14 protein-coding genes and 2 rRNA genes are annotated in these 26,896 nt (G+C 66.2%); 10 read left to right on the top strand and 6 right to left on the bottom strand.

Annotation, left to right across the window (positions count from 1 at the left end; all coding sequences use genetic code 11):
* The 3 genes from LQV39_RS21530 to LQV39_RS21520 all read left to right on the top strand — a co-directional run.
* Positions 1 to 109: ribosomal RNA gene (locus LQV39_RS21530) — 23S ribosomal RNA — on the top strand; the annotation flags it as partial.
* Between the two features lie 130 nt (positions 110 to 239).
* Positions 240 to 352, top strand: a 5S ribosomal RNA gene (gene rrf, locus LQV39_RS21525).
* Positions 353 to 542: 190 nt separating this feature from the next.
* Positions 543 to 2,606 carry an alkaline phosphatase gene (locus tag LQV39_RS21520; protein WP_230028908.1) on the top strand — a complete coding sequence of 688 codons (2,064 nt, stop codon included), beginning with the start codon at positions 543 to 545 and terminating at the stop codon, positions 2,604 to 2,606.
* Positions 2,607 to 2,616: 10 nt separating this feature from the next.
* Here LQV39_RS21520 and ftsZ read toward each other — a convergent pair whose 3' ends face one another.
* The gene (ftsZ, locus tag LQV39_RS21515; protein ID WP_230028901.1) at positions 2,617 to 3,786 is read right to left on the bottom strand and encodes a cell division protein FtsZ; all 1,170 of its coding nucleotides are present in this window, start codon (positions 3,784 to 3,786) and stop codon (positions 2,617 to 2,619) included.
* A 244-nt stretch (positions 3,787 to 4,030) separates the two neighbouring features.
* Here ftsZ and LQV39_RS21510 point away from each other — a divergent pair, with 244 nt between their 5' ends.
* The 4 genes from LQV39_RS21510 (at position 4,031) to LQV39_RS21495 (ending at position 6,997) form a co-directional block, all read left to right on the top strand.
* The gene (locus tag LQV39_RS21510; RefSeq protein ID WP_230028899.1) at positions 4,031 to 4,963 is read left to right on the top strand and encodes a bile acid:sodium symporter family protein; all 933 of its coding nucleotides are present in this window, start codon (positions 4,031 to 4,033) and stop codon (positions 4,961 to 4,963) included.
* Between the two features lie 66 nt (positions 4,964 to 5,029).
* On the top strand, positions 5,030 to 5,359 hold the full coding sequence (locus LQV39_RS21505; protein WP_230028896.1) for a cytochrome b/b6 domain-containing protein: 330 nt from the start codon (positions 5,030 to 5,032) through the stop codon (positions 5,357 to 5,359).
* 41 nt (positions 5,360 to 5,400) lie between these two features.
* Positions 5,401 to 5,628 (top strand): hypothetical protein, encoded by a 228-nt coding sequence (locus tag LQV39_RS21500; protein WP_230028893.1) that lies wholly within the window; start codon positions 5,401 to 5,403, stop codon positions 5,626 to 5,628.
* Between the two features lie 16 nt (positions 5,629 to 5,644).
* The gene (locus tag LQV39_RS21495; RefSeq protein WP_230028891.1) at positions 5,645 to 6,997 is read left to right on the top strand and encodes an MBL fold metallo-hydrolase; all 1,353 of its coding nucleotides are present in this window, start codon (positions 5,645 to 5,647) and stop codon (positions 6,995 to 6,997) included.
* Here the strand turns inward: LQV39_RS21495 and LQV39_RS21490 are convergent, their stop codons facing one another.
* A complete protein-coding gene (locus LQV39_RS21490) occupies positions 6,998 to 7,912 on the bottom strand; it encodes a LysR family transcriptional regulator (RefSeq protein ID WP_230028889.1) in 915 nt (304 codons plus the stop codon).
* Between the two features lie 103 nt (positions 7,913 to 8,015).
* Between LQV39_RS21490 and LQV39_RS21485 the strand changes: the two genes are divergently transcribed.
* A complete protein-coding gene (locus LQV39_RS21485) occupies positions 8,016 to 9,308 on the top strand; it encodes an MFS transporter (RefSeq protein ID WP_230028887.1) in 1,293 nt (430 codons plus the stop codon).
* Here the strand turns inward: LQV39_RS21485 and LQV39_RS21480 are convergent.
* Entirely contained in the window at positions 9,263 to 9,445 is a 183-nt protein-coding gene (locus LQV39_RS21480; RefSeq protein WP_230028885.1) for a hypothetical protein, read from the bottom strand. The two genes, LQV39_RS21485 and LQV39_RS21480, sit on opposite strands and share 46 nt — an antisense overlap.
* Before the next feature lie 191 nt (positions 9,446 to 9,636).
* Between LQV39_RS21480 and LQV39_RS21475 the strand changes: the two genes are divergently transcribed.
* Entirely contained in the window at positions 9,637 to 11,841 is a 2,205-nt protein-coding gene (locus LQV39_RS21475; RefSeq protein ID WP_230028883.1) for an OsmC domain/YcaO domain-containing protein, read from the top strand.
* Here the strand turns inward: LQV39_RS21475 and LQV39_RS21470 are convergent.
* Complete coding sequence (locus LQV39_RS21470) at positions 11,838 to 16,880, bottom strand: diguanylate cyclase (RefSeq protein ID WP_230028881.1); 5,043 nt, start codon at positions 16,878 to 16,880, stop codon at positions 11,838 to 11,840. The two genes, LQV39_RS21475 and LQV39_RS21470, sit on opposite strands and share 4 nt — an antisense overlap.
* Before the next feature lie 129 nt (positions 16,881 to 17,009).
* Here LQV39_RS21470 and LQV39_RS21465 point away from each other — a divergent pair, with 129 nt between their 5' ends.
* Positions 17,010 to 19,556: a prolyl oligopeptidase family serine peptidase gene (locus LQV39_RS21465; RefSeq protein ID WP_230028879.1), complete on the top strand. Its 2,547-nt coding sequence runs from the start codon at positions 17,010 to 17,012 to the stop codon at positions 19,554 to 19,556.
* Between the two features lie 3 nt (positions 19,557 to 19,559).
* On the opposite strand, the gene LQV39_RS21460 is transcribed toward LQV39_RS21465, so the two are convergent.
* Together LQV39_RS21460 and LQV39_RS21455 are read right to left on the bottom strand one after the other, a co-directional pair.
* Positions 19,560 to 25,232 (bottom strand): YDG domain-containing protein, encoded by a 5,673-nt coding sequence (locus LQV39_RS21460; protein WP_230028877.1) that lies wholly within the window; start codon positions 25,230 to 25,232, stop codon positions 19,560 to 19,562.
* Positions 25,233 to 25,255: 23 nt separating this feature from the next.
* The gene (locus LQV39_RS21455; RefSeq protein WP_230028875.1) at positions 25,256 to 26,824 is read right to left on the bottom strand and encodes a ShlB/FhaC/HecB family hemolysin secretion/activation protein; all 1,569 of its coding nucleotides are present in this window, start codon (positions 26,822 to 26,824) and stop codon (positions 25,256 to 25,258) included.
* Positions 26,825 to 26,896 lie beyond the last annotated feature (72 nt).

Raw genomic sequence — 26,896 nt, 5'->3', positions numbered from 1 at the left:
CTTGAGCTCCTTGAAGGGTCGTTCGAGACCAGGACGTTGATAGGCTGGGTGTGGAAGTGCAGTAATGCATTAAGCTAACCAGTACTAATTGCCCGTACGGCTTGTCCCTATAACCTTGGCAGTCAAAAGCCAGGTCAATGACAGCTGTTTGTTGACACAACAGATTACAAGTAAAACTTGCTTCTTCCGGATTCAGCGTGGCGTAACGCATTAACGAAGCGACACGCGTACAGTTTATGCCTGATGACCATAGCAAGTCGGTACCACCCCTTCCCATCCCGAACAGGACCGTGAAACGACTTTGCGCCGATGATAGTGCTGCAACCAGTGTGAAAGTAGGTTATCGTCAGGCTAATTATTAAGCAGAGCCCGTCCAGTTAATTCTGGGCGGGCTTTTTGCATTTGAACTACTGGAAACGCTCACCTGGAGTACTGCTGGCATGTCGTGAATCTGGCCCGGCAAACCCTGGATGTATGCATCAAAAAAATGACTATGGCGAGCGCGAATGGCTCATCATGGGCATTTTGCCAGGAGTGAAAAAATGAGCTGCAGCCGTCGATCCTTCCTCAAAGCCGCCGCGGCAATCGGCGCTTCCCTGGCATGGGTCGGCCCGGCCCGGGCTTCCCGAATCGGCTGGCATGAGCGGCGCGACCTCTATCCACAAGGCGTTGCTTCGGGTGATCCCGACCCGCACAGCGTCATTCTCTGGACCCGGCGCCCGTTCGAAGGGGAGACGCACCAGGTCCTGACTGTCGAGGTGGCGGAGGATGAGGCATTCCACCGGGTCATCGCGCGCGCCAACGTACCAGTCTCCAGCGACCAGGACTGGACCGCGCGTGTCCTGCTCGGCGGCCTCAGCCCGGCGCGCATCTACTGGTACCGGTTTGCCGACGCCGAGGGCAAGGGCAGCCGGGTCGGCCGTACGATCACCGCGCCCTTGCCGAACGATCCGCGTACCGTGAACTTCGCATTCGTGAGCTGCCAGGATGTCAATGAGGGCAAGCTCAACGCCTACCGCCGGATGATCTACGAAGACGAACGTGCGCCCGCCGCCGAACAGCTCGGCTTCGTGCTGCATCTCGGCGATTTCATCTACGAGGTGGTCGAATACCCGGACGAAGTGCAGACCCGCTATGACCGCACGATCTATGAGGTGGCGCGCATCCCGGACGGTCACAAGGTCGGCAAGTTCCACATTCCGCTGACCGTCGACGGCTACAGGGCCATCTACAAGGGCTATCTACTCGATCCCGACCTGCAGGACGCACGTGCGCGCTGGCCCTTCGTCGCCATCTGGGATAACCACGAATTCTCGTGGCAAGGTTGGCAAAGCATCGTCAAGGCGGGCGCGTTCGAACAGCCCGGCCAGAGCGTCAAGGTGGCGGCGAACCAGGCCTGGTTCGAATATATCCCCGCACGGGTCATGCGCGGGAAGCGCCTGCTCGAACGCTTCGATCCGCCCGCTGTCAAGAACGTGCCGATCAAGGAGTTCGACGACCATGGGTTGGGAATGGAGCCGAACAACCTGGCAGCGATCGACAGCCTCAAGGGCTATCGGGCGCTGCGCTATGGCCGGCACCTGGACCTGATCATCACTGACCAGCACAGCTACCGGAGCGCGGACTCGTTCGGCGATCCCTCGCTCGATCAAATGGTCGGCAAGGAGTTCATGGGGATGTTTCCCGAGTCGGTGATGCGGATCCTGGACGGCGGGCGCGACTTCAACGGCGGCAATCCTCCTGCGGTCGTCAGCCACAACGATACCAATGTGCCCAACCCGCAACGGAAGGCGCCGCCGCAAACCATCCTCGGCAGGGAGCAGAAGGCCTGGTTCAAGGGCAAGCTGAGGACATCGACGGCGACGTGGAAAATCTGGGGCAACTCGCTGGCTGCGCTCGATTCGCGTGCGGACCCGCAGAACCTGCCCGCCGGACTGACCAAGGAGTCCTGGCCGCCTCACACTTACGCAGCGCTGAGCGGATACGATTACGGCACGGCCTGGGCGGAGCGAACGGAAATCTACCAGCTCGTGCGCGATGCGAACATCACGGGCTTCGCGATCGTCTCGGGCGACCGTCACAGCTTCTGGGCCGGCTATGCGGCTGCGGAGCTCCCGCCCGGCAAATTCGAGCCGGTCGGCTTGAGCTTCGTGGGCGCGTCGCTCACCAGTCCCGGCACCATGGAAGCCTACGAGCACACGCTGCCGAAGAACGCTCCCTTGCGCCCGCTCTTCCTCGCGGACAAGGAGGGTGGCGCCAGGCCGGAATGGACCCACAACATGCTGCTGAAGCACGGCGTCCGTTCATGCCTGGAATATGCAAAGAGTTTCGACCTCGAGCGCGCACGATCGCTGTCCAATCCGAACCTGGCGCCTCACCTCGAATTTGTCGATCTTGGCGGACATGGCTATTCCAAAGTTCGATTGTCGGCGGCGGAAATGCGCACCGAGTTCGTCTGCATCCCGCGGCCGATCGCGCGCAGCGAACGGCCGGATGGCGGCGACATCCGCTACCGGGTAGTGCACACTGCCGCACTGTGGAAGAGCGGCGCGCGGCCGCGGCTCAAGACCGCGGTGCTTGAAGGCGATATCGGACTTGCGATGTGAGGACGCCGGGTCAGGCGCGCCGGTTGTCGCTCCCGGCAGCGGGCTGTTGCGGCCCCGGCTCCGCACGCTGCTCGTGCTGGGCCGATCCCGGCTGGGCCGCCATGCGCGAAGCCGGCTGCCGCAGGACCGACTGCGACTGGCTGTCTCTCAGCCCGCCGCCGCGCACCTGATTCACCGGCGACCCCGGCACCAGGCGCGAGATCAGGGACCGCTTTGCCCCGGCAAAGTCGCTGGGCCGGTTCAAGCCAGTCGCCACCACAGTCACCCGCAAGGCATCCCCCAGCGACTCGTCATATACCGCACCAAACTTGATGATCGCGTCATCGCTGGTCTGCGTGCAGATCGTATTCATCACCAGCTTGGTCTCACGCAGCTTCAGCGTTTCCTCGGATGCGGCGATGTTGACCAGCACCCCGCGCGCAGCCCGCAGGTTGGAGCCGTCGAGCAGCGGGCAGGCGATCGCTTCTTCGGCCGCCTTCACGGCGCGGTCCTCGCCGCTGTGCTGGGCCGAGCCCATCATCGCCATGCCGGTCTGGCGCATCACGGTGCGGACGTCCTCGAAGTCGACGTTGATCATGCCGGGCACGGTAATGATTTCGGCGATGCCGGTCACCGCCTTGCTCAGGATCTCGTCGGCGGCGGCGAAGGCCTGCTTTTGCGTGATGTCCTCGCCCAGGACTTCCTCGAGGCGGCTGTTGAGGACGATGACGAGCGAGTCGACGCAGCGTGCCAGGGTCGCGATGCCTTCTTCGGCCACGCGCATGCGGCGCGGGCCTTCGAAGTCGAAGGGTTTCGATACCACGCCGACGGTCAGGATGCCCAGCTCGCGCGCCACTTCGGCGACCACGGGCGCGGCGCCGGTGCCGGTGCCGCCGCCCATGCCGGCGGTGAGGAAGACCATGTCGGCGCCCTTGAGCGCGTCGGCGATGACGGTGCGTTCGCGGATCGCGCTTTCACGGCCGACCATCGGGTCGCTGCCGGCGCCAAGGCCGCTCTCGCCGAGCTGTATGCGCTTTTCGGTCTGGGTGTTCGACAGTGCTTGCGCGTCCGTATTCGCGCAGATGAATTCGAAGGCGGGCAGGCCCAGGGACGCCATATGGCTGACGGCATTGCCGCCGGCGCCGCCGATGCCGACGATCTTGATGACCGTTTCCGGTTGGGGGACTTGTGATTCGGACAAGGAAGACTCCGTTTGAGTAGTGCTCCCGACAGGCGCGAATGCGCGATGACGAGCGTTGGCTAATGCTGAGCCCATTAGACTACTTGCTAAGAAGCGCACGGGAAAGTTTGCAAACGTTACATTCGAAACCATTTGTAATAGGTGGTGCTTTACCGGCAAAAGGTGGATCCGGAACACTGCACTTCCCGCACAAGGCGATCATTGCCGACATACAATGCCTGATGAATCACACATGGGGAAGCGCGTGAACGCAGTGGAAAAAGCCAGCACCTTCGTCGGAAAGACATTTGCGCTCTGGGTCATCCTGATGGCCGGCTTCGGATTTTTTGCGCCGCAGTTATTCGTCGGCTATAAATCCTGGATCACGCCGCTGCTGGGCATCGTCATGTTCGGCATGGGCCTGACGCTTTCTGCGGCGGATTTCCGGGAAGTGTTTCGCCGGCCGGCAGACGTTGCCATCGGCGTGATCGGCCATTACCTCATCATGCCGGGCATTGCTTACCTGCTCGCGGTCGCGCTGCGGCTGCCGCCAGACATCGCGGTCGGCGTCATCCTGGTCGGCTGCTGCCCGAGCGGGACTGCGTCCAATGTGATGACCTTCCTGGCCAAGGGCGATGTCGCGCTCGGGGTCTCGATTGGCGCGGTGTCGACGCTGATCGCGCCGCTTGCCACACCAGCCCTGGTATCACTGCTGGCCGGCACGTGGATGGACATTAACGCGGAATCCCTGTTCACCGATATCGTGAAGGTGCTGATCGTGCCCATCGTGCTGGGCATCGTCGTGAAGATGCTTTTTCGGAAGCAGGCTGCGGCCAGCGTGAAGGCTTTGCCGCTTGTGTCGACAATCGCTATCGTGCTGATCATCGCGATCATCGTCTCCCTGAACCAGCCGAAAATCATGGCAAACGGCTTGCTGATCCTGGCGGCGGTCATCCTGCACAATCTGCTCGGCTTTGCGCTGGGGTATCTGTTCGCCAGGATGTTCGGGATGAGCCTTGCCAAGCGCAAGGCGGTGATGCTGGAGACCGGCATGCAGAACTCCGGGCTTGGCGCCGCGCTGGCGGCCGCGCATTTCAGTCCGCTGGCCGCGGTGCCGAGCGCTTTGTTCAGCGTGTGGCACAACCTGTCCGGCTCGGCGCTGGCGACGTGGTTTGCGGGGAGGGTGGAGCGCGACTGATCCGCAACCTTCGCGCTTGCCGGCAGTCGAAGCTTCGAAGAGCATCGTGCTTTCCGGAGCCAGGCCATGCAGCCTTCCCGCGTGCGACCATCGTTCTACCGGCATCGTCTGCCGGTCCGCCTCATGCACTGGATTAACGTCATCAGCTTCTTCCTGATGCTGATGAGCGGCCTGGGTATCTTCAACGCCCATCCTCACCTGTACTGGGGCAGGGCGTCCAACTTCGAGGCGCCGCTGCTGTCGATAACGGCCCGGCCGGGTCCCGATGGCCAGCCGCAGGGCTATATGCAGGTGGACCTGATGCGCATCCTTGTCGTGGCGCGCCCGGGACACATCCGCGGCGGCGCTGGCGGCTACTGGGAGGACCAGGGCTACGAGTGGTATGCCGGAATTTAAGTGTTAGGATACCGCCCTCAACCGACTTACCCGAGGAAGCCATGACCATATTCGCCGTACCCGTCTTCGACGCCACCGTCATCTATGAAGGAAAGGAGCTCTTCAAGGGCCGCGGCGCCGCCAGCATGTGGGCCGAAAAGCTGGCCAAAGAGATCGAAAGTCCGGTCACGGTCGAGAAGATCGGCACTGGCTGGGCGCTGTGCGGCAGCGTCGGCGGCGCCGGGTGCAAGTGGGGCATCCATGGCCAGCGCCTGATGCGCCTGGACTGAGACGCGCAGGACAAGCATGCCGACGCCGTCGCTGACCATTTCCCGCATCCTGCATGCCGGCTACCTGTTCGAATGCGCAGGCACGCGCATCGCCTTCGATACGATCTTCGAGAACCCGTTCAGCCGCAACTGCCACGCTTTTCCCGATGTGCGCTTCGACCATGCGCAGATCCGGCGCCAGCGTTTCGATGCCGTGTTCATCTCCCACTTCCACGACGACCACTGCTCGCTGGAGAGCCTGGACCTGCTGGACCGCGCCACGCCGCTCTACATCTACTGCCTGTTCGAGGCCTTGTTCGACATGGTGCGCCAGCTGGGTTTCAGCCAGGTGCATGCCCTGCGCCTGAACGAGCCGGTGGACGTGGGCGCCTTCCATGTGATCCCGCGCGAAGCGATGGACGCCGATGTCGATTCGATGTTCCAGGTGAAGGCGGCGGGGATGAATGTCCTGAACGTGGTCGACTCCTGGATCGACGAAGGCACGCTGGCCAAGCTGGTGGAGGAGGGGCCCTGGGACATGGTGCTGTGGCCCTTCCAGACCATGCGCGAGCTCGAAGTGCTGGCGCCATCGCGCGCCGCCGCCGCGCCGCCGCAACTGCCCGAGGAATGGCTGCCGCAGCTGCTGGCCTTGAATCCGCGCTATGTCGTGCCCAGCTCCTGCCAGTTCCTGCAGGAGCCGTGGTCCTGGTACAACCGCGCCTTCTTCCCGATTTCGTATGCGCAGTTTGCGCGTGAAGTGGGTGCGGCCCTGCCGCACGCGCAGGTGGTGCGCCTCGATCCCTCGGTGTCGGCGCGCCTCGACGCCGGCTCGCTGCAGCCGGCGCCGCCGCTGGACTGGGTGATCCCGGTCGGCGCGCAGGATGTCGACTACGTCTACGAGGGCAATGCCGCGCCGCCGTCGACGGCCGATATCGCGCGCCATTTCGCGCCGCTGACGGCGGTCCAGCATGCGCGCGTCATGGAATACTGCCGCGAAGGCCTGCTCGAAAAATACGGTGAGGTCGAGGCGGCGTCGGAATACTTCGACCGGCCGCGCATCTGGCAGCTGTCGGTTGTCGATCACGAAGGGCGGTTCACGCGCTTCCGTTATCGCCTCGATCCCGAGGAGGGTGCAGCCGTCGACGATAGCGATGCGCCGCTGGGCTGGACCACCGAAATCCCGGCGGCGAAGCTGTACGCCGCGCTCGAACTTGGCGAGTCCCTGACCTCGATGTACATGCGCATCAACGACACCATGTTCGATGCGGAGACGGAGCGCGCGCTGCTGGACGCCGACGTGGTCGACGATCCGCTGATCCGCTGCCTGTTCAGCGATACCTTCGGCGCTTACCAGGCGGCCCAGTTGCGCCGGCTGCTGGCGCGCGCCTGATCAGGGAAAGTCGAAGCCGGTCCGCGCCGCGTCTTCCAGCAACGCGTACAAGGCCTGGGCCGGCGCCGACAGGGCCGAGCCCTTGCGCGTGATGAGCCCAAGGGTCCGCCGCACCTCGGGCGCGACCAGGGGCACCGTCACCAGCGAGGGATAGCGCACCTTCGAATAGGCCAGCGCCGGCACCGCGGTCACGCCCACCCCGGCATCCGCCAGCGCCAGCGCGGCCGTCACGTGATTCACCTCGCAAAACACGGCGGGCCGCTCCTCCACCCGCGCCAGCGCGTTGTCGAGCAGGACGCGGTTGCTGCTGCGCGCCGACACCGAGATGAGCCGGCTGCCGCACAAATCCGTCCACTTCACAGTCTTCCTGCGCGCCAGCGGATGGCTGCGCTGCAGCGCGAGCACATAGTTTTCCGTATAAATCGCCCTGAAGTCGAGCTCTGCCTCCTGGACGCCGATGAAGTTGACGCCGAAGTCCGCTTCCGCGCGCACCACGGACTGTACGACCTGGGCGCCGCTTTCGTCGAGGACGCGCAGGCGCACGCCGGGGAACTGGGCGGAAAAGGCCTCCAGCGCGACCGGCAGCACATAGTTGGCCACCGAGGGCACGCAGGCCACCGTCACCACCGTGCTGCGTTTGGCCGCCGTCGCGGAGAGGGCGCCGAGCGCCACCTGCATCTCGGCGATCGCCGCGCGCGCATGCTCGAGGAACTGCCTTCCCGCCTCGGTCAGGGACACGCGCCGGCTGGTGCGTTCCAGCAGGCGCACCTTCAGCACGCCTTCGAGCTTGTCGATACGCCGGCTCAGCGCCGGCTGTGAGATGAAGAGCTGCGCGGCGGCCGCGCGGAAGCTGAGGCCTTCGGCGACGGCGACGAAGGCCTGCAGGTCGCCAAATTCGAGGTCAATCCGGTTCATGCATCGATCAATCACTATTATGCAATTTACTTATTATCCCACACAAAGGATCATTGGCCGACAACAGCAATACCAATAAACCAATGCAGTAGAGGAGCACATCATGAACCAGGTCCGCCCGGTCCCCTCGCAGTTCTCGACCATCTTGCGCGTCATCAGCGGCAACTTCCTCGAGATGTTCGACTTTTTCCTGTACGGTTTTTACGCGACCTATATCGCGAAGACCTTTTTCCCGTCGGGGAACGAGTACGTCTCCCTGATGATGACCTTCGTGACTTTCGGCGCAGGCTTCCTGATGCGGCCCCTCGGCGCGGTCATCCTCGGCAGCTACATCGACCGCATCGGCCGCCGCAAGGGCCTGATCCTGACGCTGGCCATCATGGCCTTCGGCACCGTGCTGATCGCCTTCGTGCCGGGCTACGACACGATCGGTATGCTGGCGCCTCTGCTGGTCCTGACCGGCCGCCTGCTGCAGGGCTTTTCGGCGGGCGTGGAACTCGGCGGCGTCTCGGTCTACCTGGCCGAGATGGCGCCGCCGGGGCGCAAGGGCTTTTACGTAAGCTGGCAGTCCGCCAGCCAGCAGGCCGCCATCATGGCGGCGGCGCTGATCGGCTTCCTGCTGAACCAGTGGATGGCGCCGGCCGTCATCGGCGCCTGGGGCTGGCGCATTCCCTTCTTCATCGGCTGCAGCATCATCCCGGTGGTCTTCATCATCCGCAGCTCGCTGCAGGAAACCGCGGAGTTCAAGGCCCGCAGGCACCACCCGTCCTTCCGCGAAGTCCTGCGCTCGATCGCCGACAACTGGCGCCTGGTCCTGCTGGGCATGATGCTGGTGGTGATGACCACCGTATCCTTCTACCTGATCACCGTGTATGCGCCGACCTTCGGCAAGAGCGTGCTGCACCTGAGCGCCGCCGAGAGCCTGCTGGTCACCTTCTGCGTCGGCCTGTCGAACTTCATCTGGCTGCCGGTCATGGGGGCGCTGTCGGACCGCATCGGGCGCTGGCCGCTGCTGGTGGTGTTCACCGTGCTGCCCATCCTGAGCGCGCATCCGGTGCTGTCCTGGCTGGTGCATGACCCGAGCTTCGCCCACATGCTGGCGGCCGAACTGTGGCTGTCCTTCATGTATGCCAGCTATAACGGCGCCACGGTGGTCGCCCTCACCGAAATCATGCCGCCGGAAGTGCGCACGGTCGGCTTCTCGCTGGCCTACAGCCTGGCGACGGCCATCTTCGGCGGCTTCACGCCGGTGGTCTCGACCTGGCTGATCCAGTTCACCGGCGACAAGGCGGCGCCCGGCTACTGGATGGCGGCCGCCGCGGCCTGCGGCCTGGTGGCAGCGCTGATGCTCTATCGTCCCTGGGCCAACGCGCGCGTGGTTTCGTCCTTGAGCTGAATGCCGGTTACGTTCGAGATGCAGTTGCGGTGCTCGCCGATCTCAGCGCCGATTGCCACGCGGCCCTGTTGACCGATCGTCAGCGGCGCCAGCACCCAGGCGGCACCGTCCAGCCGGGCGGCCAGGGCCAGGGCCATCCGCGCCGCCGGGGACGCCTTTGCCAGCAATGCGCGCAGGTCCGCAAAAAGATAAGTCCGGCTGCCGACGAGATGGGATATCCGGCTCTTGTTGGAAGTCCTGCCACATTTCCCTGGAAACCGGAGCCTATCCCGCACAACTGAAACAACGGATAATAGCGGCTACTTAAATCAAGCAAGAGTATTTTTCGATGGAAATCAAGGTCAACTTTCTCGACAAGCTGCGTCTCGAAGCCAAGTTCGACGACTTCACGGTGATCGCCGACCAGCCGATCCGCTACAAGGGCGACGGCTCGGCGCCCGGCCCCTTCGACTATTTTCTGGCGTCGTCGGCTTTGTGCGCGGCCTATTTCGTGAAGTTGTACTGCAATACCCGCGACATCCCGACCGAAAATATCCGCCTGTCGCAAAATAACATCGTCGATCCGGAAAACCGCTACCAGCAGATTTTCAAGATCCAGGTCGAACTGCCGCCGGATATCTCGGAGAAGGACCGCCAGGGCATTCTGCGCTCGATCGAGCGCTGCACCGTGAAAAAGGTGGTGCAGGCCGGTCCGGAATTCGTGATCGAAGAAGTCGCGAACCTGGATGCCGATGCGCAGGCGCTGCTGACCGTGAATCCGTCCTTTGAGTCGAGCACTTATATTCCGGGCAAGGACCTGCCGCTGGAGCAGACCATCGCGAACATGTCCGGCCTGCTGGCGAATCTCGGCATCAAGATCGAAATCGCGTCCTGGCGCAATATCGTGCCGAACGTGTGGTCGCTGCATATCCGCGACGCTCATTCGCCGATGTGTTTTACGAATGGCAAAGGTTCGACCAAGGAAAGCGCGCTGGCTTCGGCCCTGGGCGAATACATCGAGCGCATCAGCAATAACCATTTCTATGCCGGTGCTTACTGGGGCGAGGAGATCGCGAATGCGCCCTTCGTCCATTACCCGGACGAGCGCTGGTTCCAGCCCGGCCCGGACGATGCGCTGCCGGCCGACATCCTGGACGAATATTGCCTCGGCATTTACGACCCGGACGGCGAATTGCGCGGCTCGCACCTTTACGACACCAATTCCGGCAATGTGAAACGCGGCATCGTGTCGCTGCCCTATGTGCGCCATTCGGATGGCGAGACCGTGTATTTCCCCTCGAACCTGATCGAAAACCTCTACGCCAGCAATGGCATGAGCGCCGGGAATACGCTGGCCGAGGCACAGGTGCAGTGCCTGTCCGAGATTTTCGAACGGGCGGTCAAGCGCGAAATCCTGGAAGGCGAACTCGCCTTGCCGGATGTGCCGCAGGAGGTATTGGCGAAATACCCGGGCATCGTGGCCGGCATCCAGGGCCTGGAAGAGCAGGGCTTCCCGGTGCTGGTCAAGGATGCGTCGCTGGGCGGGCAGTATCCGGTGATGTGCGTAACCCTGATGAATCCGCGCACCGGCGGGGTATTTGCCTCCTTCGGCGCGCATCCGAGTTTCGAGGTCGCGCTGGAGCGCAGCCTGACGGAATTGCTGCAGGGGCGCAGCTTCGAAGGCCTGAACGACCTGCCGCCGCCGACTTTCGCCAGCGAAGCCGTCACCGAGCCGTATAACTTCGTCGAGCATTTCATCGATTCCAGCGGCGTGGTGTCCTGGCGCTTCTTCAGCGCGAAGCCGGACTACGATTTCGTCGAGTGGGATTTCTCGGGACAGGGCAAGGAGTCGAATGCCGAGGAAGCCGCCGCCTTGCTGGGCATTCTCGAAGACATGGGCAAGGAAGTCTACATGGCGGTGTACGACGAACTGGGCGCCACCGCCTGCCGCATCCTGGTGCCGGGCTATTCGGAAATCTACCCGGTCGAAGACCTGGTCTGGGACAACACCAATAAATCGCTGCTGTTCCGCGAAGACATCCTGAACCTGCACCGCCTGGACGACGAGGCCCTGGCCGCGCTGCTGGACCGCCTCGAGAACAATGAGCTGGACGAGTACTCCGACATCGCCACCCTGATCGGCATCGAATTCGACGAGAACACGGACTGGGGCCAGCTGACGGTGCTCGAACTGCGCCTGCTCATCAACCTGGCGCTGCAGCAGTTCGAGGAGGCGCAGGAACTGGTCGGCGCCTTCCTGCAGTACAACGACAATAGCGTCGAGCGCCGCCTGTTCTACCAGGCGATGAACGCCGTGCTGGAAGTGGTGCTCGACGACGAGATGGAACTGGACGATTACGTCGCCAACTTCCGCCGCATGTTCGGCAACCCGCGCATGGATGCGGTGCTCGGCTCGGTCGACGGCAGTGTGCGCTTCCATGGCCTGACCCCGACCGGCATGGGGCTGGAAGGCCTGGACCGCCATCATCGCCTGATGGACAGCTACCGCAAGCTGCATGCGGCGCGGGCAAAAGCCGCGGCGCGCTCCCGCTAAAGCTCGGCGCCGAGCATCACGCGGTTGCGCCCCGCATCCTTGGCGCGGTAGAGCGCCGCATCGGCGATCCGGAGCAGGGCTTCCGGGTCGCTGGTGTCCAGCGCCGGCTGGATCGCGATGCCGACGCTGATCGTCACCAGTCCCGCCTTCGAGCCCGCGTGGGGAATGTCCAGCCCTTCGATCGCGCAGCGCAAGGCTTCGCCGATCTGCCGCGCCTCTTCCGCATCGGTATTCGGCAGCACCACGCAGAATTCTTCGCCGCCGTAGCGCGCCGTCAGGTCGCTGGCGCGCCGCATGCCTGCCACCAGGGTTTGCGCTACGCGCACCAGGCAGTCGTCGCCGGCCTGGTGGCCGTAGTGGTCGTTGTAGCGCTTGAAGTAGTCGACGTCCAGCATCACCAGGGCCAGCGGATGCTTCTGGCGCGCCGCGCGCGCGCATTCGCTGCGCAGGAGCTCGTCGAAGCGGCGCCGGTTGGCCACCCCGGTCAGGCCGTCGGTGGTCGACAGCGCCGCCAGCCTGCGGTTGGCGTCCTCCAGCTGGGCGGTGCGCTCGGCGACCCGCTGTTCCAGGCTGTCGTGCAGCCTGGCGCTGGCGATCGAGATCATGGCCTGGGCGCCGAGCATGCGCAGGAACTCGACGCGCTCCCCGGTGAAGGAAGCCTCGGCCAGCCGGTTTTCGAAATACAGCACGCCCTCGATGCGGCCGCCATGCCGGATCGGCAGGCACATGACTGCGCGCGGGCGCTGCAGCAGCACATAGGGATCGGCGGCGTAGCGCGCGTTCTCGGCGATGTCGTCTTCGATCACCTCGGCGCCCGTGCGGATCACGTAGCGCAGCACCGACAGCGGGAATTGCGGATCGGCGTCGGCATCGAGGTCGAGCCGGCGCGACTGCAGCACGGCGAGCTCGTCGCCGTCGCTGTCGGCCTCCAGCCGGCACTCGCCATCTTCCAGCAACAGCAGGCGGGCGACCTGGCCGCCGGCGTTCTCGCGCACGATGGCGATCAGGCGCTGCAGCACCTTGCGCAGGCCGACTTCGTTCGACAGGGCGCGGGTCGCCTTCAGCAGCGAGACCAGGTCGAGCGCGGCGGCGCCGTGGCTGCCGGAACCCGACTGCGTGCTGCGGCCTTCCAGCTTCCACAGCAGGCCCCCATGGCGCGCGCGCAGCTGCGCGACCTTGCCCTGCGCACCCCACTGGCCATAGCGGGCGATGGCGTCCTTGAGGAACACCGCCGCCACGCGTGGCTGTCCCTGCTCGATCCAGGCTTCGCCGCATAACTCGTTCGCCAGCGCCTGGAGATTGACGTAGCCGGCCAGGCCGGCGGCATCGATCGCCTGCTGGTAGCGCCGCGTGGCCAGCGGCAGGTCCTGGCGGCAGCGCGCCATCTCGGCCTCGACCAGCAACTGCCTGGCGCGGCTCTCGTCCGGACCCTGGGCCGCCCAGCAGCCGAGGCTGGCCTGCAGCGCGTCGATGCGCTGCAAGAGCTCGGCCGCATCCGGCCGCGCAGGGTCGCGCCGCAGTGCCCGGACCAGGACCAGCGCGGTGTAGAAGCTGGACTCGCTCACCTTGGCCTGGCCGCGCATGATCTGGGCGATGACGTCGAGCTGGCCGGCCAGGGCCTCGGCATCCGCGGCGTCGAAAAGGTAGGCATTACGGATCTTGCCTTGCAGGTAGTAGGCACGGTACAGGCGCGAGTCGCCATAGCGGCCGAGGAAGTCCGCCTCGCTGAAACCCTCCTCGTCGTAGCTGTCGCTGCGCTTCAACTGGCCCATCAGGGATTTGATCGGCTGGATCGCCGCGGCCACGCAGCAGTCGGCCATCGCCTGCTGTCCGTTGGCGCGCATCAGCGCCAGGTCGCGCTCGATGGCCTGCATCAGGTCTGGGAGGTAGTCGCCCAGGATGATGCGGTCGGTCGCGCGCACCGCGGCGACCACGCCGACCTGGACGAAATCGCCGATCTCCAGCGCCCAGCCGAAGGCTTCTTCGTAGAGCGCCTCGGATTCGCGCAGCGGACGGATCCAGTGCTGGATCATGGCGGCGAACATCAATGCCGCCTGGGTGCGCGCCTGCAGATTGGCGCGCGACCTGGCCAGCGCCAGCGCCATGGCGCCGAAGCGGTAGCCGCGCCCGGCGTCGCCGCTCTGCTGGGTGACGAAGAATGCGTAGGCAACGTAGGCGATGGCGCTGATATCGCTGGTTCCCTCCTGTACGGACAGGCGCGTCGTCATCGCCACCATCAGGGCGCTGATGTCCTGGTGGCCGGCATAGTAGCCCGCCATCCACAAGCCGTGCATCATCTGCATCGCCGCCACCGCGAGCGGATCGCGCATCTCGCCGGCCGCCAGCAGCTCGTCGGGCGAGCGCGCACCGATGCGGCCGTTGATATCTTCGAGAATCTCATCGGCCAGCGCCTTGCGCTGCGCGGCCTCGCGGGGGACGGCGAAGCCCAGCAGCGCCAGTCCCTCGAGCTGCACGGCGATGGCATCCGGCAGGCGTCCTTGCAACTGGTACTGGTGCGCCTGCACCGCGACGCAGCGCGCCTGGTCCAGCGGCGCGCTGGTGTGCGCACGCACCAGCGGGTAGATCGCCTCGGCGGCGTCGAAGTGGCCGCACAGGTAGGATGCTTCGGCTGCGCCCAGCTGCAGGTCGAGCCAGAGCTCAGGGTGCTGTTGCCATGCGTCCGGCGGCAGCAGTTCGAGACCGGTCCGCACATGCTCCAGCGTGGCCTGGAAGGCGGCGGAACGGCGCGCCTTGGCGCCGGCGCGCAGATTCAGTCCCGCCAGCTGCAGGCGCTCCCCGCCATCGACGACGAGCGCGCGGCCGGCATTCAGCTGCTCGACGATTTCGAACAGCTTGCCTTCCTGCGCCTCCGGCGCCGTATGCCGCAGCAGCAGGCGGCCGATGCGCAGGTGGTTTGCCGCGCGCGCTTCATCGCCGGCGACCAGGTAGGCGGCCTGCTGGACGCGGTCGTGCAGGAAGCGGTAGCCGACACCGGTGTCGCCGGCGCCGGCCCCGGTGTCGACGTATTTGTAGCGTTCGTCCAGCGGCTGGATCAGGCCCGCGTCCAGCGCCGGCCATAAATCCTGCTGCGTCAGCCAGGGGCTGCGTTCCTCGATCAGGGCGAGCGTGTCGAGCGTGAAGCGGTTGCCGATCGACGCCGCCAGCTGCAGCATCTGCTGGGTGGCGGCGGGCAGGCGGCGGATTTTATCGAGCAGCAGCTCGACCACGTTGTCGGTGTAGGCGGCCTGTTCGATCGCCGCCAGGTCCCAGTCCCAGCAATCGCCGGCGGCCCGGTAGCGCAGGTGGCCGGCATCGTGGATCGAGTCCAGGAACTGGTTGAGGAAGAAGGGATTGCCGCCGGTCTTGCGGAAGCACAGGCGGGCCAGCGGCGCGCAGTCCGCCGCCGGCACGCGCACGGTGGCCGACACCATCCGCGCCACCTGCGGCTCGGTCAGGGCGTCCAGGGCCAGCGTCGCCAGGCGCACGCCCTTGTCGCGCAGCTTGTCGCGCAGGGCGACGAGCGGATGGACGGCGTCGACTTCGTTGTCGCGGTAGGCGCCGATGACCAGCAGGTGGCCGCCGTCGCCGGACACCATGAACAGCTCGATCATCCGCAGCGTGGCCGCATCGGCCCATTGCAGGTCGTCGAGGAACAGCACCAGCGGATGCCCGGCGCAGGCGAACACTTCGACGAAGCGGGGAAAGACGCGGGCCAGGCGGCGCTGGGCCTGGTCCGGAGGCAGGGGCGGCACGGCCTCGGTGGGGCCGACGACCAGCGCAAGTTGCGGAATCAGTTCGACCATCACCCCCAGGCCCTGGCCCAGGGCGCTGTGCAGCTTGGCGGCCCAGAGCCGCAGCGTTTCCTCGGGTTCGCCGAGGAGCTGGCGCACCAGTCCCTGGAAGGCCTGGATCAGCGATGCATAGGGCAGGTCGCGCTGGAACTGGTCGAATTTACCGGCCAGGAAGCAGCCGCGCCGGGCGACGATGGGCTTGTGCACCTCGTTCACCACTGCCGACTTGCCGATGCCGGAGTAGCCGGCCACCAGCAGCATCTCGCAGCTGCCTTCGGCGCTGCGCTCGAAGGCAGCCAGCAGCGCGGCGACCGCGTCTTCGCGCCCGTGCAGGGTTTGCGGCACCATGAAGCGCCCATTGTGCTCGGAGAGCCTGAGCGGCAGCGACGGCGCCACGGCGGACATGCCGGCGCGGCAGGCTTCGAGGTCGCTGCGCAGGCCCTGCAGGCTCTGGTAGCGCTGCTCGGCGCTCTTTTCCAGCAGCCGCTGGACGATCGCCAGCAGCGCGCCGGGCAGCGCCGCAAGCACCGGGTGCGACCAGTCGGGGCTGCGCGCGATATGGCAATGCACCAGTTCCATCTCGTCGCGCGCCTCGAACGGCGCCTGCCCGGTCAGCAGCTCGTAAAAGGTGGCGCCGACGGCATACAAGTCGGCGCGGTAGTCGACGCGCCGGTTCATGCGCCCGGTCTGCTCCGGCGCCATATAGCGCAGCGTGCCTTCCAGCGCATGCGGATTGACGATGCCCTGGACCTCGTGCGGCAGCTCGCAGGCAATGCCGAAATCGATCAGCTGCAGCAGGCGCCGTTCTTCGTTCCATACCAGGTTGGACGGATTGATGTCCTTGTGGATCACGCCATGGCCGTGGACTTCCTCCAGCGCCGCGCACAGCTGCAGCGCAATGTCGAAGAAATCGCCGAGCGCCAGCGCGGGCTGCGTGGGTGCGCGTCCTGCCGCCAGCCGTTCGCTCAGCACCTTGTCCAGCGCAAGGCCCTTGACGTCTTCCTGGACCATCATCCAGCGCCCCTTGCTGTGTCCCAGCGCGAGCGGACGCACCACGCCCGGATGGCGGCAACGGCGCGCGATCGCGTACTCGCGCTTGAACTGCGCGAGCTGCTGGAAGGAGGGGAATTCCTGGTTCGGGAGCTTGACGATCAGCGCGGTCCCGTCCCCGGCGCGGGCACGATAGACCAGCGAGCGGGAACTGTCGTGCAGCTGTTCGATGATCTCGTGGTCGAGGAGGGCGTCCATAGGGTGGGCTTGCGATATGGCAATAATTATATCAGGAGGGTTTGCCCGTTTGTCACTGAATGTGTGGTTGCTGCAAGGATATTTTTATGGCAATGTCGAAGGACACCACATAAAACCGGAGCACTCTCCATGCAGGCAAAACACCTGATCCACGCCCTCGTGGCCACCACGCTCACTGCCGGCATGACGCCCGGCGCGATGGCAGCATCGAAGCTTGCTGCGCCGGCGACGGCCGCCCCGGCCAGCGCCTACAGCCAGCCGCCGAAGGAAATCCTCGACGTGATGCGCGCGCCGCCGCCGCCTTCGCCCTCGCTCAGCCCGACCCGCGACAGGCTGATGCTGATCACGATGGAGGAGTACCCGTCGATCGCCAAGGTCGCCACGCCTTTCCTGCGCCTGACCGGCGTGCGCATCGAACCGGGCAATCAGAGCCAGCACGATACCCCGGGCGGCTACGGCATCCCGCCCTGCGTGAGCGCCATCGACCTGGTGCAGGTTGCCGACGGCAGGCAGACGAAGGTGAAGCTGCCGGCGAATGCCTGTCCGCGCCGCCCGGTGTGGAGCGCCGACGGCCGGCGTTTCGCCTTCGAGAACATCACCAGTCAAGCGGTCGAACTGTGGATCGGCGATGCGAAGACCGGCGCCGTGCGCCGTCTGCCGGGCGTGCGCCTGAACCAGATGTTCGGCGACCAGATGCAGTGGATGCCGGACCAGAAGACGCTGCTGGTCAAGCTGTCGACCGCGCAAAAGCCGCCGGCCGCCGAGGCGCCCGGTTCCGATGGCCCGGGCATCCAGGAATCGCTGGGCGCGACAGGGCAGAGCAGCACCTATGAAAACCGCGACACCCTGCGCAACCGCCATGACGAAGCGCTGTTCGACTACTACGGCAGCTCGCAGCTGGCGCTGGTCGATGCCGCCAGCGGCAGGATCACGCCGGTGGGCAGGCCCGGCATGTACGAGGAACTGGATGTGGCGCCCGACGGCCGTCACGCCGTGGTGACCGAGATCCGCACGCCTTACTCCTACGTCACCACTTTCGACCGCTTCCCCAAGCAGATCGAAATCTGGGACCTGGCCCAGCGCGCGGCCAAAGGGGCCAATCCGGTGGTGCGCGAGATCGCCGCGCTGCCGCTGGCCGACCGGGTGCCGAACCGCGGTGTGCCTTCCGGGCCGCGCAACTTCAGCTGGCGTCCTACCGAAGCGGCAACCCTGGTCTGGGCCGAGGCGCTGGACGGCGGCAATCCGAATGTCCAGGCGGCCGAGCGCGACAAGCTGATGATGCTGAAGGCGCCGTTCAAGGCGGCGCCTGCCGAGATCGTCCGCACCCAGCAGCGCTACGCCGGCCTGGCCTGGAGCGAGCAGGCCGGCGTGGCCCTGCTGAGCGATTACGACGTCAACCGCAAATGGGTTCGCACCTGGCAGATCAATGTCGACGATGCGCAGAACTCACGCCGCCTGATCTGGGACATGTCCAGCGACGAGCGTTACGCCGACCCGGGCCGTCCGGTACGGCGCCAGCTGGCGAACGGCTTCCCGGTGATCCGCGTGGACGGCGACAGCATCTACCTGTCCGGCGCCGGCTCCTCGCCGGACGGCGACCGTCCCTTCCTCGACCGCTTCAACCTGAAGAGCCAGCAGGGCGAGCGCCTGTTCCGCAGTTCCAGAGCGTCCTACGAACAGTTCCTCGGCTTCGCCGGTGACGACCCGAAGCGCCTGCTGACCTGGTACCAGTCCGCGGAGGAGACGCCGAACGCCTTCGTGCGCACCCTGGGCGCCGCCACCGCGGCAGCCGCCGGTGAGCCGGGCTACGCTTCTTCCAGCGCCGCCTTGACCCACCTGAGCGACCCGACGCCTGAAGTCCGCCAGATCAAGAAGCGCCTGGTGAAGTACAAGCGCGCCGACGGCATCGAGCTGTCCTTCACGCTCTACACCCCGCCGGGCTACAAGGAGGGCACGCGCCTGCCGACCATCCTGAACGCCTATCCGCTCGACTATGCGGATGCGTCGAAGGCCGGCCAGACCACGGGCTCGCAGGCCACCTTCACGCGCCTGCGCCAGTACCGCCTGCTGCTGCTGTCGGGTTACGCGATCATCGACAGCGCCGCCTTCCCGATCGTCGGCGATCCGCGCAAGGCCTACGACACCTACACCGAGCAGCTGGTGGCGAACGCCAGGGCCGCCGTCGACGAAGCCGTGCGCCTGGGCGTGGCCGACCCCGGCCGCATCGGCGTGACCGGCCATAGCCACGGCGCGCTGATGACCGCCAACCTGCTGGCGCATTCGAATCTGTTCCGCGCCGGCGCGGCCACCAGCGGCTCGTATAACAAGTCGCTGACGCCCTTCGGCTTCCAGAACGAGCGCCGCTCGGTGTGGGAAGCGCCGGAGGTCTACACCAGGGCCTCGACCTTCTTCTACGCCGACAAGCTGAAGACGCCGCTGTTGATCGTGCACGGCGCCGACGACGCCAACCCGGGCACCACGCCGCTGCAGTCGGTCAAGCTGTACGAAGCGATCCGCGGCAACGGCGGCGTGACGCGCCTGGTGATGCTGCCGCACGAGCCGCACTGGTACGCGGCGCGCGAGTCGAACGAGCAGCTGGTCTACGAGATGCTGCGCTGGTTCGACAAGTATGTGAAGAACGCGGCCCCAGGCGGCACGCAGACGGCCAGCCGCTGAGCCTCAGCGCAGCTCGAACAGGTACTCGCCGCCGGCCTGGTGCCCGGCGGCGGTGACCGACCCATACTTCGGCGTCTGCGGGAACTCCTTCTTCACCGCCGCCTGCACGTTCGTGAAGATCGTGCTGCCGGGCTTCCAGCCGGTCACCGAGCCGACCGCCTGCATCAGGTTCCAGGCGAAGATGGAGTGGCCTTCCTTGCCTTCGTCGGCGACCGGCTCGTCGCCGCCCGAGGACAGGACCACCACCGAGCGCTTGGCCAGCACGTCGGCCACCGTCACGTCGTGGCCGACGGCGTCGATGCCGTCGCGCGCGAAGGCGCCCGAGTAGCAGCTGTCCGAGATCAGCGCCATCTGCTTCGCGCTGATGCTGGCCAGCGCCTTGGCGACGTCGCTGTTCGAAATCCAGCCGCGCGGGTCGCTGGCCTTCGCATCGGACGGAATCCAGTAGCCGGCGCCGTTCTTTTCGAGCGAGTAGCCGTGGCCCGCGTAATAGATGACGACGCTGTCGGCGCTGTTCATTTCGGCCGCCAGTCCGTTCAGGGTGCGGATGATTTCCGCCTTGTCCGGATTGCGCACCACGCGGACCTCGTAGCCCAGCTTCTCGGCGAAGATGCGCGAGACGGCGTCGACGTCGGGCACGGCGTTCTCGAGCTGGGGGATGGTCTTATCCTGGTAGTCGTTGATGCCGAACAGGACCACCATCTTGCGCTCGATCTGCGGCAGGGCCGCGACCCGGCCGCTCGCGCTTTTCGTGGCCGCCTGCACCGGGCGTTTCGTCGCATGGATCAGCTCCACCTGCGCGGGCGTCAGGCGGCATGCGCCCGACGCCGCATCGCCGGCGCTGGCGCAGGGCTGGACGTCCGCCAGGCTGGGATCGATTTCCAGTTTGTAGACCGCATCCGCGAACAGCTTGCGCTTGAATTCCTTGCGCAGGGCGAGCATCTGCGCCAGCTCGTCCTGGTTCATCGCACCGATGCGCAGGGCGCTGAAGGCCCGGGCCGCTGCCGGGCCGGAGCGGTCGAAGACGCCGCCGCCGCTGCCGCGCGGATCGACCGCCAGGATGGCCGTGCGCAGCGCGGTGCCGATCGCCTGCACGCTGCTCTCCTGCGCCTGCAGCTGCGGCCTGGCTGGGGTCAGATTGAATTTCATGGCCAGCGCGGTGGCATTCCCCGGCGCCTGGACGAAGCGGTAATTGGCGGCGGTGAGACCCGCGCCCTCGATCGCGTACGCACCCGGCAGCGACTGCAGCGTCGTGGCGCTCTGCCATACCAGGGTGCCCGAGGTGGCGGTGGCCAGGGTGTCCGTCCCTTTGAAGCCGGTGACCGTTCCGTCCAGGCCCGTCACGGGAAGACCAGGTTCGCCCGTGGACGGGGCCGCGGTATAGGTGAGGGTGGCGGGGGTGATGACCCCGACCTCGCCGCTGGCGCTGGCGTTGACGGTATTGCTGGCGCCCCCGAGCCGGACCTCGCCGACACGGTAGTTCGGCGCATCCGCGCCGGCAATCTCGAAGGCGCCGGTAGCATTCACCTGCCTTTGCTGGCCGACATTGGGCGAGTCGTAGCTGCCCTGGGCGGGGCCGCGCACGCTGACCGCGTCGTTCGCAATCAGCCCATTCAGGGCAAACTGGTCGGCGCCCAGGCTGGCGTTGGCGGTGGCATCGTATTCCTTGCGCACCTCGCCCGTGATGGAAATCGTCACCGGCTTCGGCGCGATGGATGCCGTCGTGGTGAGTGGGCCGGTCAGCATGTAGTTGGCGGCGTCGGCGCCCGCCAGCACGCTGCTCGTGAACGTGACGGTCTTGCCGTCGCCCGCATTCCTGGTATCGAACACGCCTGCCGTCGTGCCGACAGTGAGCGAATCGCCGGGCAGCGCGCCGGTAAAGCCGCCGGACAGGGTGGCGGCGGTCGTGCCGTCGTAGACCTTGTCGCCGGCTCGGATGCCGGCCGCCGTGATCGGGCGCGGTGTGATGTTCGCGGTGGTCGTGGCGCCGCCGCTGAAACTGTAGTTGCCCGCATCGGCGCCGGACAGCGTGCCGCCGGCGATGGTGACGGTCTTGCCGGTGCCGGCGTCCTTGGTGTCGAACAGGCCGCTGATACCGGCGACGCTGACATTGTCGCCGCCGATCACACCGGAAGGCGTGCCGGACACGGTTGCAGAGCGGGTGCCGTCGTACACCTTGCTTTCCGCGCTCAGGCCGGTCGCGGAAATGGCTTTGGGCGTGATCGTCCCGATGTAGCCGCTGGCGCTGGCGTTGACGATGTTGGTCGCAGCGGTCAACACGGTCGAGCCGATGCTGTAGTTCATGGCATCGGCGCCGGCAACGGTGAAGCTGCCGGCGGCGCTGACCAGCTTTTCCTGGCCGGCGTTGCGCGTGTCGTAGCTGCCCTGGACCGGGCCGCCGACGCTGACGGCGTCGCCCGCGACCAAGCCCTGCAGGCTGAAGTTGTTCGCGCCCAGGGTGGCGCCCGTGGTGGCGTCGTAGACCTTCGCGACCTGGCCGGTGAGGGCGATCGTCACCGGCTTGGGCGTGATCGACGCGGTGGTGGTGAGCGGACCGCCGAGCGTGTAGTTGGCGGCGTCGGCGCCGCCCAGCAGGCCGCCCGTGATGGTCACCACCTTCTCGCTGCCGACGTTCTTGTTGTCGAAGTGGGCGGAGCCGGTGTCGATCGTCAGGACATCGCCGGGCAGCACGTCCGACAGGCCGCCGGACAGGGTGGCGATCGTCGTGCCGTCGTAGACCTTGTCGTTGGCGTGGAGGCCGGCCGCCGAGATCGGGCGCGGCGTGATGTCGGCGGTGGTCGTGCCGCCGCCGGTGAACAGGTAGTTGCCCGCATCGGCGCCGGAAAGCGTGCCGCCTGAAATCGTCACGGTCTTCCCGGTGCCGGCATCCTTGGTGTCGAACAGGCCGCTGATCCCGGTCACGGTCACGTCGTCGTTGCCGATCGCGCCGGACAGCATGCCGGAAAGCGTCGCGGTGCGGGTCGCGTCGTAGACCTTGTTGGCGGCGACCAGGCCGGAAGCCGAAACGGCCAGCGGGAGGATGTCGCCGATATACGACTGGGTGCTGCCATAGACCGGTTTGCCGCTGTCCGTCACGACGAGGAAGGGCAGGGTCTCGGCCGAGTAGACGATGGGCTTGTCGGTGCCGGCGTTCTTGTCCTGGAAGTTCGCCTGCAGCGTGCTGCCGCCGGTGTTGTCCTGCAGCTGGAAGCTGGACGAAGCGTTGTGCGACAGCCAGTTCGTGAAGCTGGCGTGGGTCGTGCCATCGTAGTCGCGGGTCGCGTTCAGCTTGATCTGGACGTCGAGCGGATCGTAGACCAGGATGCCGTTCTGGCCGGCCCCGGAAAGGGCGGGCGCGACATCGTTGGCGTCCACCTGCACGAACTGGTAATCGAGGCCGCTGAAGTCCGCGCTCCGGAATGGCGTGCCGCTCTTCATGGAGACGATCCATCGGCCCTGGGGCGCCGACAGTCCGCCGGCGGTGTTCGAGAAGCTGCCGGCATCGATCCAGAGCGGCGTGCCGGTGCCGCTGGCGGTCAGGGTCGACTGGTCGAGCGTGAGCCCGTAGGTGTCGACGTAGACCTGCTGCGCCAGCATCGTGGACGTGTGCAGGTCGATGTAGCCGTAGCCGGCGAGCGTGTTGATGCGAGCGCCGTCCAGCGACGATGCGTCGCTCACGGAAGCTTCCAGCGCACCGTTGTTCATCCACAGGTTGTTCGTGTTGATCGTGATGGAGCTCTCATCCGTGCCTTGCGCCTTGAGCCCCGAAGCGTCTATCGATACGTAGCCGGCATCCACCAGGATATGCTTGGCGGTGACCTGGCTGGTGTTCCACAGGTTCAGGTTGGACGTCGTGAAGCTGGCCTGGCCGGTGCCGGCATTCAGCTGGTTATTCCCTTCCAGCGTAATGCTGCTGCCTGCACGCTGGGCCAGCGCCGGTACGGTCATCGTGATGTCGCCGCCCCTGGTCTCGATATTGGCGCCATACTCCAGGCGGATACTCCCGACCCCATTGTGGTCGCGGTCCGCCAGGAAGTCGACGGGCAGCGGCTTGTTGTCGGACCGGATCTCGACGCCTGAACGCATGACGATGTCGTTATGGGCTTCGAGCGTGAGCGAACCGGAACTCTCCGCATTGGCGGGCAGGATGATGCTGCTGGAGACGACGATGTCGCCCAGCTGCGTGGTGCCGCTGCCGCCGCCGGTACGGATGGTGACATTGCTGCCGTTTTCCAGCGCACTGACGATGGTGCTTGCCGCGATGATGGCGTCGTCGCGGTTCGATATGCGGCTGAAGCCGGGTACGTCGTCATTCGACATGCCGCCTTCCAGCGTGCTGTCGCCGTTGATTTCCACGTTACCCGGATCGAGCAGCCAGGTGCCGGCCTTGCCATTCGCGGCCGCCACGTCGATGTGCTTCGGCCTGGCGTCCAGCACGTGCGCGGAGGTTTCGACGAAGCCGCCATCGCCGCCCAGCGGTCCGCCCTTCGCGCCGATGGACCCGTAGATCCGGGTGCTCTCGTCACCCCAGAAGACGATCTTGCCGCCACTGCCGGCGCCCGTCGCATCCGCGCGCACCGTGGCATTCGGCCCCAGGTAGGTCGCGGCCGCATTCTTCACCGACGGATTCGCGCCCTGGTAGTCGCCGCCGGCCAGGACTTCCCCGCCGCCGGCCGCGCCGGACGCATCGACCAGCGCCTGTCCGTATACGCCGACGTTCCTGCCGAGGAGGTGAAGCTGTCCGCCGACGCCCGCGGCACTGGTGGCGCCGACCTGGCCCTGCACGAGCGTATCGCCATCGGCCGACTCGACCAGCACCTTGCCGCCGGCTCCCGATCCCGCACTGCTGGCACTGGTCACGCTGCCGGCTCCCAGCTGAATCTCCCCGCGCGCCTTGATCGTCACCCGGCCGGCCGCATCGAGCCCGACGCTGTCCGCGCGCACGATCCCTTGCTGGTTGACGATGCCGCCATGGATGTCGATGCTGCCGCCGCCGGGCGCCAGCAGCCGGCCGAGGTTGAGCGCCGCGTTGTCCGGCGCCGCCACCCGCACGGCGACATTCGGCGCGCCGGAATCCACCAGCTCGATGCTCTTGCCGGCGGCGAGCACGATATTCCCGCCGGGGCTGCGGATCAGCCCTTCGTTGCTCACCGAGCCGCCCACCAGCCACACGTGGCCGCCGAAGCTGGTCTGCAGTTCGCCGCGGTTCAGCACCTGGCCGGACGGCAGGCCGGCGGCGTCGAACCTGACGCGGCCGGCAAGGAAATCGTCGTTCGAGATGCCCAGTGAGGACGCGACCAGGCCGGCCACGTCGATGCGCGCGCTATTCCCGAACAGGACCCCGTGCGGATTGATCAGCCACACGCCGCCGTTGGACGACAGGCTGCCCAGGATGTTCGAGGGATCGTTGCCGACCACGCGGTTGAGCACCTGGCTGGACGCGCTGGGCTGTTCGAAGCGGACGCTGTTCGGCGCCCCGATCGAGAACGACTGCCAGTTCAGCACCGCGTTGGCGCTGTTCGTGATGGTCATGCGGCTGCCGTCGCTGGCGATGCCCGCGCTGCCGTTGACGACAGCCGGGCCGCTCGGCAGCTGCGCGAAGGCCGGCGCCGCGACGGCGCCGAAGGCCGCGGCGACGGCGGCGGCGACGGAATTGATACGGATGGACTGCTTCATGATGGCACCCCCTAGCGGGACGATCAAAGGACCAGATTGAGCGCGAAATGTGCGTGGACGTCGCCGGACGCCGTTTGCACACCGCGCGTCGCTGCCCGGCCGAGGTCCAGGCTGAAGTTGATTTTCCTGCCCACGTTCAGGCGCGCGCCGATGCCGAAGCCGGTCAGGGCGCAGCTGGTTTCGGTGGCGTCGCGGCAGGGCGCGTCGTCGTGGTTCAGCACCCGGCCGTGGTCGAGGAAGAGGTAGGGCCGCAGGCGCCAGCTCTCCGTCAGTTCCAGCGCGGCCGAAGCAAGCTCGAAGCGCAGCAGGTAGCCCTTGTCGCCCGCCAGTTCGCGCTCGGCGTAAGCGCGCACGCTGCCGACGCCGCCCAGCCCGAATTTTTCGCCGCTGATCAGGGCGTGGGGACTGTACTGGACTTCGACGCGGCCATTGATGGCGAAGCCCGCCGGCAGCGCCTTTTCGGCAAAGCCGACCACGCGCGCGATCAGGTAATGCCGCCTGGCGCCGGGGCGCGCGGCCTCGAAGGTGGCGGCCGAACTGCCGCCGGCATTTGCGGACAGCGCGGCGCTGATCCCGTAGGCCAGCGTGGGGCTCTGCTTCTGGCCCGAATACGCGAGGCTGAGCGGCAGGGTGGAGACGTCCACCGCCGCCGGACCGCAGGCCAGCGAGCCGAACACGCCGACCGAGCAGTCGTCGTCGTACACGCGGCGGTCGAAGCCGAAAGTCAGGTGGTGGTCGTACTCGCCGATGCGGTCGAGATTCCGGTTCAGGCGCAGGCCCAGCACCGTACCCTTGCCGGTAAAGGACAAGGGCCCCGCGGTGGTGGCCGTGGTGCCGTTGCTGACGGTGGAATGGGCGTAGAAGGCGTCGATCGACAGGGCTTGCGCGTACAGCGGCACACGATAGCCCAGGCTGTAGATCCGCACCCGGTCCGGATGCTGGGGCGAGGTCTGGTACTGGAAGGTGCCGACATGGTCCAGGCCGAACAGGTTGGCGTGCTGGATGCCGACGCTCAGGCGCTGGCTGCCGGTGGCGCTGGTGCCGGTGTTGTTGTAGCCGGCCAGGTACTGGAGCGGGTTGCTGTCGCTGACGGCGACGTCGGCGTCGATGTCGCCGGGCCTGGCGCCGGCCATCAGCGTTACCCGGACGTGCTTGGCGGGATTGTCGTTGGTCGACTGGATGTCGCGGTCGATGGCGCGCACGCGCGGCGTGCCGCCTTCGCGCAGGTTCGGCAGCCCCGCGCGGATGTTCGCGGTATCGAACCAGCTGTTGCCGCTCACGCGGACCTGGGCTAGCCGTCCTTCCACCACCCGCAACACGATCTTGCCGTCCGGGTTTTCCTGCGGCGGGATGTAGGCGACCACGCCACCGTAGCCGGCGTCGCGGTAGGCGTCCTGCACGCGGACGGCGAGCGCATTGAGTTCCGCGAGACTGCGTTCGGTGCCGGGCAGGTCCGCCGTCATTCTGGCCAGCGCCGGCTCCGGCAGCAGCGTATTGCCCTCGATGTGCACGCTGCTCACCGGTATTCTCTGCTGCTGAGCCAATGCCATACCGGGAAGAAGCATCAAGAGACCGAAAGGCGTGAGCTTCATGTTGTCTCCACTCGCCGAGGCGCGAGATCAGCCGCGCATCGAATTGAATTTATTTAGTGCAATTATTCGGCA

Origin of the sequence: Massilia sp. Bi118 (assembly GCF_918697865.1) — a bacterium.
Classification (GTDB): Bacteria; Pseudomonadota; Gammaproteobacteria; order Burkholderiales; family Burkholderiaceae_D; genus Telluria.
Note: the sequence above shows the minus strand (reverse complement) of the source record. Positions and strands in the feature narration are given on the sequence as shown.

Bases quoted from the DNA above. Each gene is read 5' to 3' on its own strand.
- LQV39_RS21520 (WP_230028908.1), top strand. From the start codon at position 543: ATGAGCTGCAGCCGTCGATCCTTCCTCAAAGCCGCCGCGGCAATCGGC.
- LQV39_RS21505 (WP_230028896.1), top strand. From the start codon at position 5,030: ATGCAGCCTTCCCGCGTGCGACCATCGTTCTACCGGCATCGTCTGCCG.
- LQV39_RS21500 (WP_230028893.1), top strand. From the start codon at position 5,401: ATGACCATATTCGCCGTACCCGTCTTCGACGCCACCGTCATCTATGAA.
- LQV39_RS21495 (WP_230028891.1), top strand. From the start codon at position 5,645: ATGCCGACGCCGTCGCTGACCATTTCCCGCATCCTGCATGCCGGCTAC.
- LQV39_RS21490 (WP_230028889.1), bottom strand. From the start codon at position 7,912: ATGAACCGGATTGACCTCGAATTTGGCGACCTGCAGGCCTTCGTCGCC.
- LQV39_RS21485 (WP_230028887.1), top strand. From the start codon at position 8,016: ATGAACCAGGTCCGCCCGGTCCCCTCGCAGTTCTCGACCATCTTGCGC.
- LQV39_RS21480 (WP_230028885.1), bottom strand. From the start codon at position 9,445: ATGGCCCTGGCCCTGGCCGCCCGGCTGGACGGTGCCGCCTGGGTGCTG.
- LQV39_RS21475 (WP_230028883.1), top strand. From the start codon at position 9,637: ATGGAAATCAAGGTCAACTTTCTCGACAAGCTGCGTCTCGAAGCCAAG.
- LQV39_RS21470 (WP_230028881.1), bottom strand. From the start codon at position 16,880: ATGGACGCCCTCCTCGACCACGAGATCATCGAACAGCTGCACGACAGT.
- LQV39_RS21465 (WP_230028879.1), top strand. From the start codon at position 17,010: ATGCAGGCAAAACACCTGATCCACGCCCTCGTGGCCACCACGCTCACT.
- LQV39_RS21460 (WP_230028877.1), bottom strand. From the start codon at position 25,232: ATGAAGCAGTCCATCCGTATCAATTCCGTCGCCGCCGCCGTCGCCGCG.
- LQV39_RS21455 (WP_230028875.1), bottom strand. From the start codon at position 26,824: ATGAAGCTCACGCCTTTCGGTCTCTTGATGCTTCTTCCCGGTATGGCA.